This window comes from Soonwooa sp. T0.1_25, from assembly GCF_057652215.1.
The window spans coordinates 236,405-253,577 of sequence record NZ_JBYFBZ010000003.1; the positions used below are offsets into that span (position 1 = coordinate 236,405).

Here is a 17,173-nt window from a genome sequence, read left to right on the forward strand (position 1 = left end):
GTCGGAACTTGATTTTATAAAAACTACAGCTTGGAGGCACATCCGAAGGAAGAATACATTTTAGTAACTGGTGCAACGGGGATTTTGGGGCGCGTTATTGTTTTAGAACTTCTGAAACAAGGACGTAAAGTTCGTGCTACCAAACGTCCAAATAGCGATTTAAAAGATGTTTTGAATTCTTATAAATTCTATACCGATCAGCCTGATTTTTATTTTAACCAAATCGAATGGATTAATACCGATTTTGACGATATTTTTTCTTTAGAAAAAGCCGTTGAAAATGTCTCCGAAATTTACCATTGTGCGGCAAAGGTTAGCTTTCACCCGAAAGATCGTGACTTGATGTACAAAACCAATATCGAAGGAACAAAAAATCTACTTTACGCAGTACAAGATTCTGGTGTCGAAAAATTTTGTTTTGTAAGTTCTGTAGCGGTTTTAGATGGTTTTAATGACGAAAAATTACAGGACGAAACCTGCGATTTTAATTCTAAATTAGATCATTCAGCTTATGCTAAATCCAAACATTTCTCTGAAATGGAAATTTGGCGCGCAGCAGCTGAAGGACTCAATGTTGTCATCGTTAATCCGTCGATTATCATTGGTTCTGGCAATTGGTCGAGTAGTAGTGGTGAGATGTTTGGACAACTTGCAAAATCAGGCTTTTCGACAGATGGATCATCAGGTTATGTTGACGTTCGTGATGTGGCAAAAATTAGTATTCAGTTGATGGATTCTAATATATTTGATCAAAGATTTGTTTTAAATTCTGAAAATATTAAAAATGAAATCATCGCTAATAAAGTGAGAACAGCTGTTGGTCAATCACCAGTCAAAATTATTTCTAAATCTGTTTTAAATATTGGAAAAACGCTTAACATGCTATTTGGTTGGCTTATTCCGAGTCTTCGTATGGCGAACAAAGTTAATATTGAAGCCATAACTTCTGAGTCCAAACTCAGCAATCAAAAAATTAAAAAACAATTGAATTTCGATTTTATGCCCGTTTCGGAAAGCTTCGATTTTCATTTGAAAAATTATATACAAGATAAATAAATGAATATTGCAAATTTCTTGATAACCAATGCACAAAATTATCCTCTAAAGCAAGCTATCGGTTTCAAAAGTGGAGCAGGATGGTCGCATCTTAATTGGAGAAAATTGAAGACGGTGGTTTTCAAAACCGCAAATGCATTGAAGGAAGCCGGCATACAAAAAGGTGACCGTGTAGCGATCTATTCTGACAACTCGGCAGAGTGGATTACGATGGACTTGGCGACTTTGGCGATTGGTGCAGTAACGGTGCCGATATATTCGAGCAATACTAAAGATCAAGCCAAGCATGTTATCCTCGATTCGGGTGCAAAAATTATCTTGACAGGTAACAAAGACCATTACGACAACGCGATTGCTTTGTTGGAAGAATGTCCAAGTCTTGAAAGAATTATCGTTACCAAAACTTACGAAAGAATTATTCACGACCAAAGTATTCATCTTCAAAAATTCATAAAACCTGCAAGCGAAAACTTGGAGATTTTGGATATGCAAGAAGATGATTTGGCGACCATCATTTATACTTCTGGTACGACAGGAACACCAAAAGGCGTGATGTTGATGCATGGGAATTTTGTGAAAGCTTTTGACGCACATTTTGAATTTTTTAAATTTAAGAACTTTGAAGACGAACATTCATTTGCGTTTTTACCATTAACTCACGTTTTCGAAAGAAGTTGGACTTTATTAGCAATGTCTGGCGGTGCAAAAGTTTCGTTTTTGACGAATACAAAAGCCATTGCGGAAGAATTGCCGATTGTGCAACCAACGATGATGTGCTCGGTTCCGAGATTTTATCAGAAGATTTATATTAAAATTCAAGAAACGATTCAGAGTTTTTCACCAACTAAACAGAAGATCTTTAATTGGGCTTTGGGTGTTGGTTCTCAATATCACGAATTAAAACGACAAGAAAAATCAATTCCATTGGGATTGGGTTTAAAATATAATCTTGCCGATACTTTAGTTTTCAAAAAGATAAAAGGACAATTAGGTGGTCGATTATGGTTTATGCCTTGTGGTGGTGCTTCAATTTCTCCTGAGATTGCAAAATTTTTTGATGCGATGGGCATTCATTTGACGGTTGGCTACGGACTAACTGAAACGACGGCAACTTTGGCGCTTTATCCTTTAACTAAATATAAATTTGGGACAACTGGTCGTACGTTACCAGGCGTTGAAATTAAAATTGGTAATGACGAAGAAATTCTTGCAAAAGGAAATGGCATCATGAAAGGTTACTACAATCGTCCAGAAGAAACAGCGGAAGTTTTTACAGAAGATGGTTGGTTCCGGACGGGAGATTGCGGAACGATTGACGCCGAAGGCAATTTGACAATTACTGATCGTATCAAAGATTTGATGAAAACCTCGAATGGGAAGTATATTTCACCACAAGCGACGGAGAATCTTTTGACCAACGATGCTTTTGTACAACAAGCGGTTCTTATTGCAGAAGGTCGATCTTATGTAACAGCTTTAATTGTTCCAAATTTTGAAACTTTGGAAGAAAAAGCAAAACAAGAAAATATTACGTATCAATCTCACGAGGATTTAATTAAAAATCCGATAGTTGTGGAGTTTTACAATCAAAAAATAAATGAACTTCAAAAAGATTTAGCATCTTACGAAAAGATTAAAAAAATAAGTTTGATACCTCGAGATTTCCAAATGGATTTAGGTGAGATGACACCAACTTTGAAAGTTCGTCGTAAAGTGGTTTTAGAAAAATTTGCTGATCTTATCGAAGAAATGTACAAAGGTCATTAATTGAAAATCGAGTCCCGAAGGGACGATTTATTATAGAATAGGATGTAATCCTATTAAAGGGTGAATTTATTTTTAAAAAGTTAGAAGGGACGATTTAATAAAGAATAGGATGTAATCCTATTAAAAGGTGAATTTATTTTTAAAAATTTCGAAGGGACGATTTAATGAATGAATAGAATGTATGATATATGTTATAAAATTCCGAAGGGATGAATTATCATAGCCTAGAACGGAAGTCCTAGGAAAATAAAACATTTACGCAATAATCCCTAAAGGACAAATAATCATAACCTAGGACGCAGTCCTAAAAAAAACTATGGAAAATCAATTTTTAGGAAATAAAGACTTTAATATTAGTAATCACACGGTGACAGAATCTTGTCCATCGAATATTGCGATTATTAAATATTGGGGAAAATACGAAAATCAGATTCCAGCGAATCCAAGTATTAGTTATACGCTTAATAACTGTAAAACCAATACAACGATGGAATTTTTAGCGAACGAAGAGTTTTCGGTACAGACTTTTCTTGCAGGAAATGAAGAAAAAAAATTCGCAGAAAAAATTGAAAAATATTTTAAAAACATTGAAAAGTATTTGCCTTGGATTCTGAAAGGTAAGTTTATTATTAAAACTGAAAACACTTTTCCTCACAGTTCTGGGATTGCAAGTTCAGCATCAGGTTTTGGCGCGATTGCAAAATGTCTAATGGCTTTGGACGAAAAATTTTCGACGGAAAACCAACAACCAACAACCAGCAACTTAGATATTCAAAAAGCTAGTTTCTTAGCAAGATTGGGAAGTGGAAGTGCTTGTAGAAGTCTTTACAACGGCCTAATTGTTTGGGGGAAAACCAAGGAAGTTGCGGAAAGTTCGGACTTGTTTGCGGTTCCTTATCCGAACGACGAAATTCACTCGATTTTCAAAAACTTTAATGATTGGGTTTTGTTGATTCATGAAGGTGAAAAAAGCGTTTCTTCTACTGTTGGCCATGGATTGATGAACACAAATCCTTATGCGGAAAGACGTTTTCAAGAAGCTCATGAGAATTTTGAAAAGCTAAAAACGATTCTAGCGACTGGCGATTTGGATGGTTTTATCAAATTGACAGAACACGAAGCTTTGACTCTTCATGCGATGATGATGATGAGTGATCCTGCTTTTATTTTGATGAAAACAGGTACTTTGGAAGTGATTAATAAAATTTGGGAGTTCCGAAGAATTACGAGTTTGCCGTTGTTTTTTACTTTAGATGCTGGCGCGAATGTTCATCTTCTGTTCCCGAATCATCTTGAACAAGACAAAATTGAAAACTTTATCAATCAAGAATTATTGCCATTTACACAGAAAGGCGGCGTTGTTAAAGATGTAATGAGGTTTTAATTTTTAATAAAGAAATAATTTTATAAGTTGAGTAGAATGAAGATTCTACTCAATTTTTTTTAATGTTAAAAAAAGCTAGAAAAAAATAATCAATCAGTTTTGTGAACTTTTATCACTTTGTGGTTTAATCAAATTCAAACGAAGGGAAAGATCAATTTTGAACAAAAAAAACTTAATTTTAAAATCAAAAAAAATGAAAATCCATCACATCGCAATAATATGTTCAAGTTATGAGGTTTCGAAAAAGTTTTACACCGAAATTTTAGGTTTAAATATTATTCGTGAAGTTTATCGTGAAGAAAGACAATCTTACAAATTAGATTTAGCGATTAATAATCATTATGTTATCGAACTTTTTTTGTTCCCGAATTCACCAAAAAGAATGTCTCAACCAGAAGCTTGTGGATTACGACATTTAGCTTTTTCGATTGATGATGTTGAGCAAAAAAGACAAGAATTTATTTCAAAATCTTTAGTCTGTGAGGAAATCAGAATTGATGAATTTACCGAGAAAAAATTCTTTTTTACGCAAGATCCAGATGGTCTGCCATTGGAGTTTTACGAAAAATAATTAATGTGCATAACCACTAATAAAACTTACAAACATAATTCCCAAAACAATCAACGAAATGACAACATAAGTGTAATCTTTCTCTTTTAGATAACCGATTAGCGCAAAGATAATTCGCATTAACGGGGTGAGAATCAACAGTAAAATCCCTAATTGGATAATGCCCATGCCTTCAAAATGCTTAAGCGAATTCCAAAAGCTTTGCCATACATTTTCACTAGGAATTCCAAGTTGATCGTAGTTTTTTGGCATTTCAAAACCTTCAAGATAAAGCTTAATAAAACCAACTAATGAGGTCGTTACTGACAAAATAACGCCCAGACGAAGAAGATTTCCTACTGAGCGGTTAAGGTCCAAATCTGTGAATTCCTTTCTCATTTGTCGTTATTTAAAATTGTTGGTTAACCCGTTATACATCATATAAATCGACAAAATTGTAATAACAATCGCGAAGAAAGTTTTTAGTTTTTTAGTTTTAGAAACCATCAAAGTTTTAGCGCCGATAAGACTTCCCACAACAACGCCAATTAATACTGGCGCAACAATAACAGGGATAATTTCGCCTCGCTGAAAATAAATCAACGCACCAGCAACTGCCGTTACACCAATCATAAAATTACTAGTCGTCGTCGAAACTTTGAAAGGTAATTTCATCATATTATCCATGGCCAAAACCTTTAGTGCACCCGATCCGATACCAAGTAAACCAGACATTGCACCTGCAAAAACCATCATCAAAAATCCAGGAACTGTGTTTCTCGCCGAATAGTTTTTAATAACGCCTTTGTCTGGGAAAGTCCCATAAAGTTTTAATTTGTCCTCGAGACTTCCTTTTATTAAAGTTTCCTGATGATCAGGTTTTCCTTTTAAATTTAAGATTACGGTTAAAATTAAAATACTAGCAAAGATAATCCCGATGGTGTTAGGATTTAAGATCCCCGAAACTAAAGCTCCCAAAATGGCGCCTGCAGTTGTTGCAATTTCTAAAAACATCCCAATTCGCATATTGGTGAAGCCTTCTTTAACAAAAGCAACCGCCGAACCTGAAGATGTGCCGATAACCGAGATAAGAGATGCGCCGATGGCATAATGCATTGGGACGCCGAAGCCTAATGTTAAAAGCGGGATAATGATGACGCCGCCGCCTAGTCCCGTTAGTGAGCCTAATAGTCCTGCTGAGACTGCACCTAGGAATAAAATGATGATTTCCGTCATATCGCAAATATAATTGTATTGCTTCGCTTTTACAAGATATTCTGTATTTTTCTGTTGTAAACTTTAACTTCTTAGTTTTCTTCGGTATCTTTGGCATTATTATAATTTTTTTAAACATGAGCGAAACACACATCTGTCCAAAATGTCAATCAGAATATACTTACGAAAACGGAAATTTAATGACTTGTTCTCAATGTTTCAATGAGTGGGATCCCGCAGAAATTGACATGGAAGGCAGAATTTTGGACGCTAACGGTAACGAATTGAAAGACGGCGATTCTGTTGTTGTGGTTAAAGATCTTCCTGTTAAAGGTGCGCCGAAGCCTGTTAAAGCTGGTACCAAAGTTAAAAATATTCGACTAAGACCTGATAGCGATCATAATATCGATTGCAAAATTGATGGTTTTGGAGCCATGGCTTTAAAATCTGAATTTGTAAAAAAAGCTTAAAATTCTAAAATCAATCTAATTTAAAAGTAAAAGAAAAATGAAAATCGGAATTCTAGGTGGTGGACAATTAGGTCGAATGTTTATCCAAAATGCACTAAAGTATGATGATGAATTTTATACGATTGATCCCGCTTATGATGCCCCTTGTCACAATATTTCTTATTTTACGCAAGGCAATTTTAAAGATTATCAAACGGTTTTAGATTTTGGAAAAGATAAAGATGTTGTAACTATTGAGATAGAACATGTTAATGCTGATGCTTTGGCAGAACTAGAAAATCAAGGTGTTAAAGTGGTTCCTAATTCTAAAATTATTACAACCATTCAACAAAAGATTCTTCAAAAAGAGTTTTATAAAGAGAATGATATCCCGAGTCCAGATTTTGAAATTATGGACGGCACTTCCGAAGAAATCAAAATAGAATTTCCGTTTGTTCAGAAGCTTAATACGGGCGGTTATGATGGTAAAGGTGTACAACTTATCAAGAATGCAGACGATCTTAAAAAGCTTTGGGTAGAAGATTCGGTTTTAGAAAAATTAGTCGATATCGATAAAGAATTATCCGTTATCGTTGCTAAAAATGAACGTGGCGAAACCAAAACTTTTCCCGTAACAGAAATGGTTGCAGATCCCAAATTAAATCTTTTGGATTTTAATATTTGCCCAACCAATATTAGCGACGATGTAGCGCAACAGATAGAAAAGATTACTAACAAATTTTTGCAGGTTGTAGAATCTCCAGGACTTTTTGCCATCGAATTATTTTTGGATAAAAATGGAAAAGTTTGGGTTAACGAAACTGCGCCTAGGTTACACAATTCTGGACATCAAAGTCAAGAAGGTAACGCCAATTCTCAGTTTGAGCAGATGTATCGCGTGGTGACAAACTCTCCGTTAGCAGATACTGAGGCATTCACATTTAGTGGCATGTTAAACTTGGTAGGAGCGGACGGATTTATGGGAAAAGTGATTTATGACGGACTAGATGAAGTTATGAAAATGCCCAAAACCTATGTTCATCTTTACGGAAAAACAGAGACCAAACCTGGTCGAAAAATGGGACACATTAACGTTCTCGCAGATTCTCGCGAAGAGCTGATGGATAAATTAATTAGCATTAAATCTAAGGTTATCGTTAAATCTTAAATTATTAAGTTTGTTTTCGCATTTGTTTTCACAATTATTTTCGGAAGCTTAGTTTCTGCACAACTTTTCTCGATAGAAGATTTGTCCAAACTAAATTCGATGGATGAAGATGATTTTCAAAAAGAAATGACGAAATACAAGTTCACAGGTTTTGATAAAATAGAATCTAGTAAAGTTAAAGTCGTCAATTATAGTGGCGAAAACGCTTCGCTTGCGAAGGAAATTGCAAAAAACAATTATGCTACTTCCAAAATCACTTATAGTTTTGAAAGTAAAGTTTTTTTTGACAATTATTTTAAATTAATTTCTGAACTAAAATTCCAACCAGTTCTTCAAGAACAAACCGCTGACGGAATGGTTAAACATTATAAAAAAGCAAATCAGATTTTAAAATTAATAGATACTCAAGATCCGATAACCGATGCAAAAATTTATCGAATCGAAGTTTCACAAGAATAAAATAAATCCCGAGCAAATTCTTTTGTTCGGTTTTTTATTTCCTGCATTTTATCACTTTTTTAATATTTATTTTGGAGGTGTTATTTTTATTCTTAATTTTGTTATTTATAATTATTATAAATAAAATTAACGAATTAATCATACCATATACCTTATGAAAAAGATCTTTTTTGCTGCTGTTTTTTTAGTAGCTTTTGCTTTCGGGAAAGCTCAAAAAAACACTTTATTAGATGGTGCTTTTTGGAAGAATAACCCAACTTTAGAAACTGTAAAAGCAGAAATCGTAAAAGGAAATAGTCCGTCACAACAAAACGGAGGATTCTTTGATCCCGTTGTAATGGCGATTAATAATAAGGTTTCAACGCCTGTTGTTCAATTTATGGTGGAGCAAGCAGGAAATTCGATTGATAAAAAAACACACCATTCTAGAACGTATTTGCAGTGGGCAGCGGCTTCTGGAAATTTAGAATTGGTGAATTATCTTTTGGCGAAAGGTTCGGATGTTCATTATAAAGACAGTCACGGTTCGTCGGTTATCGAGTATGCAGCCGAAGCTGGAAACCAAAATACCGCAGTTTTTGATGCGTTAATTAAAGCTGGAGCTAATCCAAAATTAAAGCATGAAGACGGTTCAACTTTAATCATGATGAGCATTGCGAATGATGAAGATTTGAAGTTGGCTAATTATTTCATCACTAAAGGTTTGTCACTTCAAGATAAAGACAACGCAGACAGAACTGTTGCTGATTACGCGATGAAATTAGGTAATTTCCAAATCCTCGATCAGTTAATCGCAAAAGGTGTAAAACCAACCGACCAAGCCTTATTTTTTGCAACTCAAGGTTCGCGTACAAAAGTAAATGGGCTAGAGGTTTTTCAAACTTTAGTGGAAAAATATAAGTTGAATCCCAAAGCACTAAATTCCAACGGTGCAACGATTTTAAATTCTCTTATGAGAAGACCAAATATTGAGATTATTCAATATTTTTTGAACAAAGGAGTTGATGCAGGACTTGCAGATAAAGAAGGCAACACGGCATTAATAATGGCTTCGCAAGGAAAAGATGCGAAAGTTATTGAAACACTTTTAGCAAAATCTAAAAATGTAAACGCCGCCAATGCAAAAGGTGAAACCGCTTTAATGAAAGCTATCGAAAACGCTTCTGCTGAGGTTGCAACTGTATTAATTAAAAACGGAGCCGATGCTAAAGCAGTGGATAAAGCTGGACATTCTTTAGCGTATTATTGGTTTAATTCCTATAAATCAAATCCAGAAACAATTGCGGATTTCAATGCTAAACAAGATCTATTGCAAACGGCAGGCGTTGATTTTAAATCGACTCCCAAAAACGGAAATTCATTATTGTTGTTGGCGGTGGATAAAGGTGAACTCGCTTTGGTGAAAAAAGCAGCGGAGTTAGGCGTTGATGTTAATGCTCAAGATGCCGATGGAAACTCAGCTTTACACAAAGCAGCATTGGTGTCTAAAGATGATAAAATGTTAAAAACCTTGGTGGATTTAGGCGTTAAGAAAGATTTAAAAACAGAATTCGAAGAAACGGCATACGATTTGGCTAAGCAAAACGAATTCTTAATAAAAAATAAAGTGTCAATTGACTTTTTGAAATAAAAGATTATGAAAAAAAACTGGAAAGTTATGGTTTTGAGCATGTTTGCATTGGTTTTGTCCAATTCAGTTTTCGCTCAAACAACGAAGTATAAAACAATGATTCAGATGAATGCTTACTCGGGGAAAGAAGCCTATGTGGTAATTTCGCTTATCAATCCAAAAGGGCAGTATGAGCAGACTTTGGGTGTTTTAGGAACCGATAATGAGTGGTACAACACGCTGAAAGAATGGCACAAATTTCAGAAAGTTAAAAAACAAAAATTAAACGGAATTACAGGTGCTTCGATTGCTGGTGGAGCGAGAGCAACACGTCTAATTGAATTTGACACTGCAAAACTCGATAAAGCTTACAAGCTGCGTTTTGAATCTGCCGTTGAAACTCAAAAATACTATGCAAAAGATGCTGAAGTTGCATTGTCATCGGCGGTGTTAGACAATAAAGCGGGCGTGAAGGGTGACGGTTACATCAAGGCGATTCGATTTTTAAAAGTTCAGTAAAAAATGACCTTATCTATTTGGAGGTATGCTCATTTGGCGTTGGCGATTATTTCGTCCGCTTTCCTTTTAATTTTGTCGGTTACGGGCGTTATTTTAGCCTACGATGCGATAGATGAAAAAGCACCGGCTTACCGTGTAGAAAATTTTCAAGAACTCAATCTGGGACATGTTTTACCCACACTTCGAGACTCGTATTTTGAAGTGTTAGAAGTGAAGGTGGATCACAACGATTTTGTGACTATTGATGCTCTAGACGAAAACGGTAATCCCGTAAAATCCTATATTGATCCTAATTCTGGAAAGAAAATTGGGAACATAAAACCTAAAGGTGACTTCATCAATTGGACAACTGCTTTGCACCGTTCTCTGTTTTTAAAAGAAACTGGAAGAGCGATTGTTGGCGTGGTGTCCTTCATTTTATTTTTGATTTCGATTAGTGGTTTTGTCCTTATTTTAAAGCGTCAACAAGGGATAAAACATTTCTTTACACGAATTCGCAAAGATTTCTTCTCGCAATATTTCCATGTTGTTTCGGGACGATTGTTGTTGATTCCGATTTTGATTGTTGCTTTAACAGGAAGCTTTATTTTTATGCTTCGGTTGGACTTTTTTAAAGATGAAAATCAAGAAATAAAACATACTGCAAAAGCTGGTGAAGCCAAGGATTTAAAAGATATTCCTTTCTTTAAAAACACCGCTTTAGACGATGTCGAGCGCATAGAATTTCCTTTTGTTCCTGATGACGAAGCCGAACCTTTTATTGTTCATTTAAAAGATCGTTCGGTGTCGGTTAATCAAGTCACAGGAGAAATTATTTCTGAAACCAAATATCCGTATTCCGCAGTTTTAGAAAAGATAAATCTCGATCTTCATACAGGAAAAACGAGCCGTATTTGGGCATTTATCTTAGGTTTAGCTTCGTTGAATATTGTGTTTTTTATTTACACCGGTTTCGTGATTATGTTCCGCAGAACACGAACTAAAATTAAAAATCAATACAAAAGCAAAGATGCCGAAATCATCTTATTGGTCGGCTCTGAGAATGGTACAACGCTAACTTTTGCTGATAATATTCACAAACAATTGTTAGGGCAAGGGAAGAAATCCTTTTTGTCTCAAATGAATCAATACGAGGCCTATCCAAAAGCGCAACATTTGGTGATTTTTACGTCAACCTATGGACTTGGAGAAGCGCCAACCAATGCTAATCGTTTTGATAATTTGGTTAAAAAAACACCTCAAGATCATCTGATTTCTTTTTCGGTGGTGGGTTTTGGATCTAAATCTTATGCTGATTATTGCGAGTTTGCCGTTTCGGTTAATCAACTTCTAAATGAACAATCTTGGGCAAACGAATTGGTGAATTTCTGTACTGTAAATGATAGATCGACGCAAGAGTTTGTGCATTGGGCGAAACTTTGGAGCGAGAAAAGTTTATTGGCTTTGGCAACGGCACCAACAGTTTACGAAGCTAAAATTCCAAATCTTAAAGAATTTGAAGTGGTTGAAAAATCGATTCCAACAGAAGAGAATACGACTTTTAAAGTTGTTTTAAAACCAACAAAAAAACAAAATTTTGAATCGGGAGATTTACTTGCGATTTATCCTGAAAACAATAATAAAGAGCGTTTTTATTCGGTTGGAAAAGTCGGGCAAAACATTCAATTGTTGGTTAAATTATTCCCTGGTGGTTTAGGTTCTGAATATTTGCATCAATTAAAAATCGGTTCCAAAATTAATGGACGAATCATGGAAAATGCAAAATTCCATTTGCCGAAAGATGCTCAGAAAATTGCGATGATTGCAAACGGAACAGGAATCGCGCCGTTTTTAGGAATGATTGATGAAAATTTCAGTAAGAAAAATATTCGATTGTATTCTGGTTTTAGATTTGATAATTCGCAAGCCAAAGAATATCAAAAATTCGCACAAGAACAGCAATCGAAAGGTCATTTAGAAAGTTTACACTTGGCTTTTTCTCGTGAAGGAAATAAGCAATATGTGATGAATTTAATCAAAAATAATGAAACCTATTTTGCTGATTTATTGAAAGAAGGCGGAATTATTATGATTTGTGGTGCGTTAAAAATGCAACGGGATGTTGAAAAAGTTTTAGAAGAAATCACTTTAAAATATCATCAACAGCCGCTAAGCTCGTATGAAAACCAAATTCTAACGGATTGTTATTAAATCAAAAATATAAAATGTACCAAAACAGAATCGTTTTTACGCTTCTGTTTTTGGTTTTTCCAAGCAGCTTTGTTTTCGCTCAAAAACCTGTTGTAGTCGAGCGTCAAGTCACTTTGATGGGTTCGATTTTTAACATTACTTTGGTGGATAAAGATTCGGCGAGTGCAAATAAAAATATTGATTTAACCATTGAAGAAATTTGTCGAATTGAAAATTTAATATCCGAATGGCAACCGCATACGCAGATTTCACAAGTCAATCAAAATGCAGGAATCCATCCTGTGAAAGTCGATAAGGAAGTTTTTGATCTTACAAAACGTGCTATTGATTATTCTAAAATGTCAAACGGAGCGTTCGATATTTCAACGGTTTCTATGGATAAAATTTGGCGTTTTGATGGCTCGATGACCGAAATACCGTCACAAGAATCTATCAAAAAATCGATTTCAAATGTTGATTATCGCAATATTATTTTGGATTCCATAAACTCAACCATTTTCTTGAAAAATAAAGGCATGAAAATCGGTTTTGGCTCGATAGGAAAGGGTTATACTGCGGATAAAGGTCGAGAATTAATGCAAAAGAAAGGTATAATTGCGGGAATTGTCAACGCTTCTGGCGATATTGCGGCTTGGGGAACGCAATCTAACGGAAAACCATGGGCAATCGGTATCCGAAATCCTTTTAAGCGTCAAAAGATTGCTAAAATTTTAAAACTTAAAAATTCCGCCGTTGCCACTTCTGGAAGCTATGAAAAGTTCGCCGAAATCGAAGGTGTGCGTTATTCTCATATCATCAATCCAAAAACGGGATTTCCTGCAATTGGACTTACGAGCGTCACAATTTATGGTCCTTCATCTGAATTTTGCAACGCCTTAAGCACTTCCATCATGGTTTTAGGCGAAAAAGAAGGACTGAAATTAGTCCCAAAATTCCCTGAGTATCGCTATTTGTTGATAACGGATGAGGGGAAAATTAAGAAATAATTCAGTCCTTTTTTCTTTTAAAAATTCACAAAAACGCCAACATTAAAACTACGTCCGCGCTCCAAAATTCTTTGTTGATTGTTGCTGCTCAAAGTTCTACTCAAATGTTCTGCGTAGGCTCTGTTAAACAAATTGCTGACTTCAACTTGAAATTTTATGTTTTTCTGAATGCTAAAATTTGTGTACACATCAACTACTGAAAAGTCTTGTGTTTTCAATTCTTTAAAATCGGTGTTCACACGGTTTTGAGCGCCCGAAAAACGGTAATTTATTCCGTATGAAAATTGCTGATATTGTCCTTCAAGATTCCATTTTAGGTTGAGTGGTGCGATTTCTGCCAAAGGCATTTTTTTGTTCAAATCTTCGGCATAAGTGTATGCAACGGCAACATCGGTTTTGTAATTGGGCAAAAATTGCCATTGCAAACGAGCTTCAACACCAGCTTTCATCGCTTTTTCAATATTCTGAATTTGTCTTACGCCAGGACTTTGCATGGAATTCGATTTAATATCAGGATTAACCACAGCGCCAATATAATTTTGCATAAAAGCATAAAAGAAATCCGTTTGAAAATGGAAATTCGAGGTATGAAAGGTGTAAATTAAATCCGCTTGATTGTTGGTTTCAGGCTTTACTAAAGGATTTCCGACAACATCATAGTTGTCATTTCCAACTGGGAAACGGTTGATAAATCGCTCCGTCAAACTTCCGCTTCGTTGCGCGCGTCCCAACCAAATCGCCAAATCAGAATGTTTTCCAAATTTTTGTTGATAACCCAAACTAAAACTGTGATTTAATTGCTCGCTCTTCATTCCACCATACAATTGTTCAAATAACTTGGACATTTCGCCAGCGTTTGCCGTGTTGTAATCCATCCGATAAGAAGCCGTAAGTTTTGAAGTGGCAAAATTCTTTGAAAATTCATTAAACCAACCAACCAGATCGATATGAGAATCTTGCCACGAACTCCCGTCTTTAGGCATCATCATGGGTGAATTCATCGTCATGCTTTCGTTTTCAGCTTGCTCATTCTTGTAATCGAAACCAGAATAAAGATTCCACGAATTTTTCCCCCATTTGCTTTCAATTCTTCCGCCGTAGGTTTTAGAAGCAACATTGCTTACCATCATTCTTTTGGGATCGCCCATCGAGTGGTGGACCTGCGTGAAATAAGCATTGTAAGCCATTTCCTTTAAAAGCGAATTTTTGTAAATGCTTTGATGATTCAATTGAGTCATCCACGTTTTATCGTAAATTAAATCCATTTTTAGAGCAGCAAATTCTACATTTCGACCTTGATTTGTGTTCACTTGCAAACTTGTAATTTCGTCATCTGACCATTTGTATTGAATTTTTGAACCTATTGAATAACGCTTAAATGCGGAACGAACTTCGTCTCCATTCCCATCTTTGTATCGGTCGCCATCGTTGTAACTTCCGAACAAATCAACATTAAATTTTTTGGAAGTTAATTGCGACATTAATTCGTTTCTGAAAATAGAACCATTGCTATCATAACTGCTAGAAAATCTGTTTTTTAGCTTGGTTTTATCGGTAAAAATTGGTTTTTCTGAAACGAAATTAATCGTTCCGCCCAAAGTCGATCCAAAGCGAAATTGATACGGTCCTTTATAGATTTGAGCTTCGGCAACGCTGTTCATATTAATTTGCGAAATCGAAGGATCCATGCGACTTGGACAAGCATTAATGGCATAAACAGCACCGTCGGTAACGATGTTGAGTTGTTCATATTTAAAACCTCTGAGAACGGGATCTGTACCGAAGTTTCCAGCTTTTTTGATGCCAGAAATTTCGGGTAAAGTTTTCAGAAAATGTCCTGCGTCGTGATCGAGAAGCTGCGTTGAGCTTACTTTTATTTGTTTTGAATTTTGATGATTTTGAATATTTAATTTCGTGATTTTCACGACTTCGATATTCTGAATTTTTATGCTGTCTTGGTCTTGAGCTTGCGCAAAATTAAAGCTCGCCACCGAGCAGAATAAGCCGAAACCTATTTTGCAAATAGCTTTTTGATGTTTTGCTAACATGATTTTTTGTATTGTTGAATGACTACTTTGCTGAATTCTATATAAATCCAACTTCGAAAAAATAATTTTTAAAAATTATCCAACAATAGGAGGCTCGTCCAACAATTTTGCCGTTGGAGATTGGTAGAAACTTGTGATAAAATTTATCTTTTCAGATTCAAAATAAGACTTTGAATCGATTTCAAAAAATGTATCTGATGCAGGATTTAAAAACATAAATTCTGTGCAAATTTTCAGAAGTTGAACATTCTGGCTGGTTTGTTCATTTTTTGACATTTGACATTTTCCGTGACATTCCAATTGAGGCTTGGTTTTGTTTTCACAATGCAATTCGTAGAAATCTTGGTTTATAGAATAATCCACCCAAAGCAATGTAGATTGACTGCTACAAAGCAATAAAAGGCTAGAGAACACTATTGAAAACCAAATTTTCATAAGACAAATGTATCATCAATTTTTGTGAAATAACACATGAAATTAATCATTTTAAAATAAAAGACTTTTTAGTGTTTTATTATTTACATTTACAACTTTCAAATTTATTTTCATTAAAAAATAATTTATCATGAAAAAAATTACAATGTTATCCGCGCTCTTCTTTTTGAGCCTCGCCAATGCACAAGTTCCGAAGGAAACGCAGTTTGTTTCTGGACAATTCGGATTTTCGACGACCAAAGATGAGTCTAATAATTCGAGTTCAGATTCGTATCGTTTTTTGCCGACTTATGGCTATTTTTTTGCGCCCAATTGGGCAGTTGCTGTAAGTGCAGGTTACAGACAAACCACCGATCATTCTACGACAAGAAATGCAAATTTTGAAAATCTCAATTTAGAAGCAGAGAGTTCTGCATTTGTTTTGACGCCATCGCTTAGAAAGTTTTGGGTTTTGGACGAACGATTTGGTTTGTTTTGTCAATTGGATTTTCCTTTAGAGTTTGGTTCCACAAAGCAATTTCTGACTTTGGAAAGTAATGGAGTAGAGCTCAATCATACTAAAAATTCTTTTACGAGTTATGGAATTAATTTAAAACCCGGAATTGATTATTTTGTGAACCGACGTTGGAAAATTGCGGCTAGTATTGGAGAAATCGGTTATAGCAATGTACATTATAAAAAAACGAATTTTAATAAAAGTAAATTTAATTTTGAAGCTAATTTTTCTACAATTCAATTTGCGGCTAAATATATTATTCCTGCAAAAAAATAAACTGAGAATTGTCATAATCAAATAGAAGAGTTTTTTATCTTTTATTTGAAAAATAGTTTTACATTTGTAATAGAAAAATAGAAGAAATGTTTTCCAAAACTTGCGAATACGCTTTAAGAGCCTTAATCTACATCACCCAACAGACGAAAGATGGGGGGAGAATCGGTATTAAAGATATTGCTGCAGGCATAGATTCTCCCGAATATTTTATAGCAAAAATTCTGCAAGATCTCAGTAGAAAAGGTTTTGTACAATCTGCGAAAGGTCCAACAGGAGGTTTTTATTTAGACAATATTAGTCTTAATCGTTCTTTAACGGAAATTGTTAAAGAAATGGACGGCGACAAGATTTTTTCGGGTTGCGCCTTAGGACTTAAAGAATGTTCGGAAACGCATCCTTGCCCCGTTCATAACGAATTCAAACATATTAGAAATAATCTTCAAAAGATGCTTAACGATATGAAAATTGGAGATTTTGTTGATCAATTGGATGCTCAGGAAGCATTTTTGAAAAGATAGAACTCTAAAATCTATTTCTTTAATTAAATAAAAGATAAAAAGGTATTA

Annotated in this window: 17 protein-coding genes; 13 read left to right on the top strand and 4 right to left on the bottom strand. The window is 35.0% G+C overall.

Translation table 11 applies throughout. From position 1 onward, the window contains the following. Positions 1-30 precede the first annotated feature (30 nt). From AC23MB_RS06250 to gloA2, 4 genes are all read left to right on the top strand, one after another. Positions 31-1,056 (top strand): NAD-dependent epimerase/dehydratase family protein, encoded by a 1,026-nt coding sequence (locus AC23MB_RS06250; protein ID WP_313028681.1) that lies wholly within the window; start codon positions 31-33, stop codon positions 1,054-1,056. Further along, positions 1,057-2,823, top strand: a complete 1,767-nt coding sequence (locus AC23MB_RS06255; protein WP_313028682.1) for an AMP-dependent synthetase/ligase — start codon at positions 1,057-1,059, stop codon at positions 2,821-2,823. A 316-nt stretch (positions 2,824-3,139) separates the two neighbouring features. Beyond that, positions 3,140-4,207 carry a diphosphomevalonate decarboxylase gene (locus tag AC23MB_RS06260; protein ID WP_487786777.1) on the top strand — a complete coding sequence of 356 codons (1,068 nt, stop codon included), beginning with the start codon at positions 3,140-3,142 and terminating at the stop codon, positions 4,205-4,207. 193 nt (positions 4,208-4,400) lie between these two features. Beyond that, entirely contained in the window at positions 4,401-4,778 is a 378-nt protein-coding gene (gene gloA2 / locus AC23MB_RS06265) for an SMU1112c/YaeR family gloxylase I-like metalloprotein (protein ID WP_487786778.1), read from the top strand. Here gloA2 and AC23MB_RS06270 read toward each other — a convergent pair whose 3' ends face one another. Together AC23MB_RS06270 and AC23MB_RS06275 are read right to left on the bottom strand one after the other, a co-directional pair. After that, entirely contained in the window at positions 4,779-5,156 is a 378-nt protein-coding gene (locus tag AC23MB_RS06270; protein ID WP_079668088.1) for a DUF1634 domain-containing protein, read from the bottom strand. It abuts the gene before it with no gap. A 6-nt stretch (positions 5,157-5,162) separates the two neighbouring features. Further along, positions 5,163-5,993 (bottom strand): sulfite exporter TauE/SafE family protein, encoded by an 831-nt coding sequence (locus AC23MB_RS06275; RefSeq protein WP_312324136.1) that lies wholly within the window; start codon positions 5,991-5,993, stop codon positions 5,163-5,165. A gap of 116 nt (positions 5,994-6,109) precedes the next feature. Between AC23MB_RS06275 and AC23MB_RS06280 the strand changes: the two genes are divergently transcribed. From AC23MB_RS06280 to AC23MB_RS06310, 7 genes are all read left to right on the top strand, one after another. After that, a complete protein-coding gene (locus AC23MB_RS06280) occupies positions 6,110-6,442 on the top strand; it encodes a zinc ribbon domain-containing protein YjdM (protein ID WP_313028687.1) in 333 nt (110 codons plus the stop codon). Positions 6,443-6,479: 37 nt separating this feature from the next. Beyond that, positions 6,480-7,589 carry a 5-(carboxyamino)imidazole ribonucleotide synthase gene (locus AC23MB_RS06285; protein ID WP_312324138.1) on the top strand — a complete coding sequence of 370 codons (1,110 nt, stop codon included), beginning with the start codon at positions 6,480-6,482 and terminating at the stop codon, positions 7,587-7,589. Positions 7,590-7,670: 81 nt separating this feature from the next. Further along, entirely contained in the window at positions 7,671-8,048 is a 378-nt protein-coding gene (locus tag AC23MB_RS06290) for a hypothetical protein (RefSeq protein WP_313028688.1), read from the top strand. Between the two features lie 154 nt (positions 8,049-8,202). Beyond that, a complete protein-coding gene (locus tag AC23MB_RS06295; protein WP_487786779.1) occupies positions 8,203-9,678 on the top strand; it encodes an ankyrin repeat domain-containing protein in 1,476 nt (491 codons plus the stop codon). A gap of 6 nt (positions 9,679-9,684) precedes the next feature. Then, a complete protein-coding gene (locus AC23MB_RS06300; RefSeq protein WP_431412772.1) occupies positions 9,685-10,176 on the top strand; it encodes a DUF2271 domain-containing protein in 492 nt (163 codons plus the stop codon). 3 nt (positions 10,177-10,179) lie between these two features. Then, complete coding sequence (locus AC23MB_RS06305; RefSeq protein ID WP_487786780.1) at positions 10,180-12,366, top strand: PepSY domain-containing protein; 2,187 nt, start codon at positions 10,180-10,182, stop codon at positions 12,364-12,366. A 14-nt stretch (positions 12,367-12,380) separates the two neighbouring features. After that, positions 12,381-13,352, top strand: a complete 972-nt coding sequence (locus tag AC23MB_RS06310; RefSeq protein ID WP_487786781.1) for an FAD:protein FMN transferase — start codon at positions 12,381-12,383, stop codon at positions 13,350-13,352. Positions 13,353-13,369: 17 nt separating this feature from the next. Here the strand turns inward: AC23MB_RS06310 and AC23MB_RS06315 are convergent, their stop codons facing one another. Further along, the gene (locus tag AC23MB_RS06315) at positions 13,370-15,400 is read right to left on the bottom strand and encodes a TonB-dependent receptor domain-containing protein (protein WP_487786782.1); all 2,031 of its coding nucleotides are present in this window, start codon (positions 15,398-15,400) and stop codon (positions 13,370-13,372) included. Between the two features lie 75 nt (positions 15,401-15,475). Then, on the bottom strand, positions 15,476-15,763 hold the full coding sequence (locus tag AC23MB_RS06320) for a hypothetical protein (protein WP_312322867.1): 288 nt from the start codon (positions 15,761-15,763) through the stop codon (positions 15,476-15,478). A 202-nt stretch (positions 15,764-15,965) separates the two neighbouring features. Between AC23MB_RS06320 and AC23MB_RS06325 the strand changes: the two genes are divergently transcribed. Next, a complete protein-coding gene (locus AC23MB_RS06325) occupies positions 15,966-16,607 on the top strand; it encodes an outer membrane beta-barrel protein (RefSeq protein WP_312322866.1) in 642 nt (213 codons plus the stop codon). An 86-nt stretch (positions 16,608-16,693) separates the two neighbouring features. Further along, positions 16,694-17,125: an RrF2 family transcriptional regulator gene (locus tag AC23MB_RS06330; RefSeq protein WP_312322865.1), complete on the top strand. Its 432-nt coding sequence runs from the start codon at positions 16,694-16,696 to the stop codon at positions 17,123-17,125. The last annotated feature ends 48 nt before the right edge of the window (positions 17,126-17,173 follow it).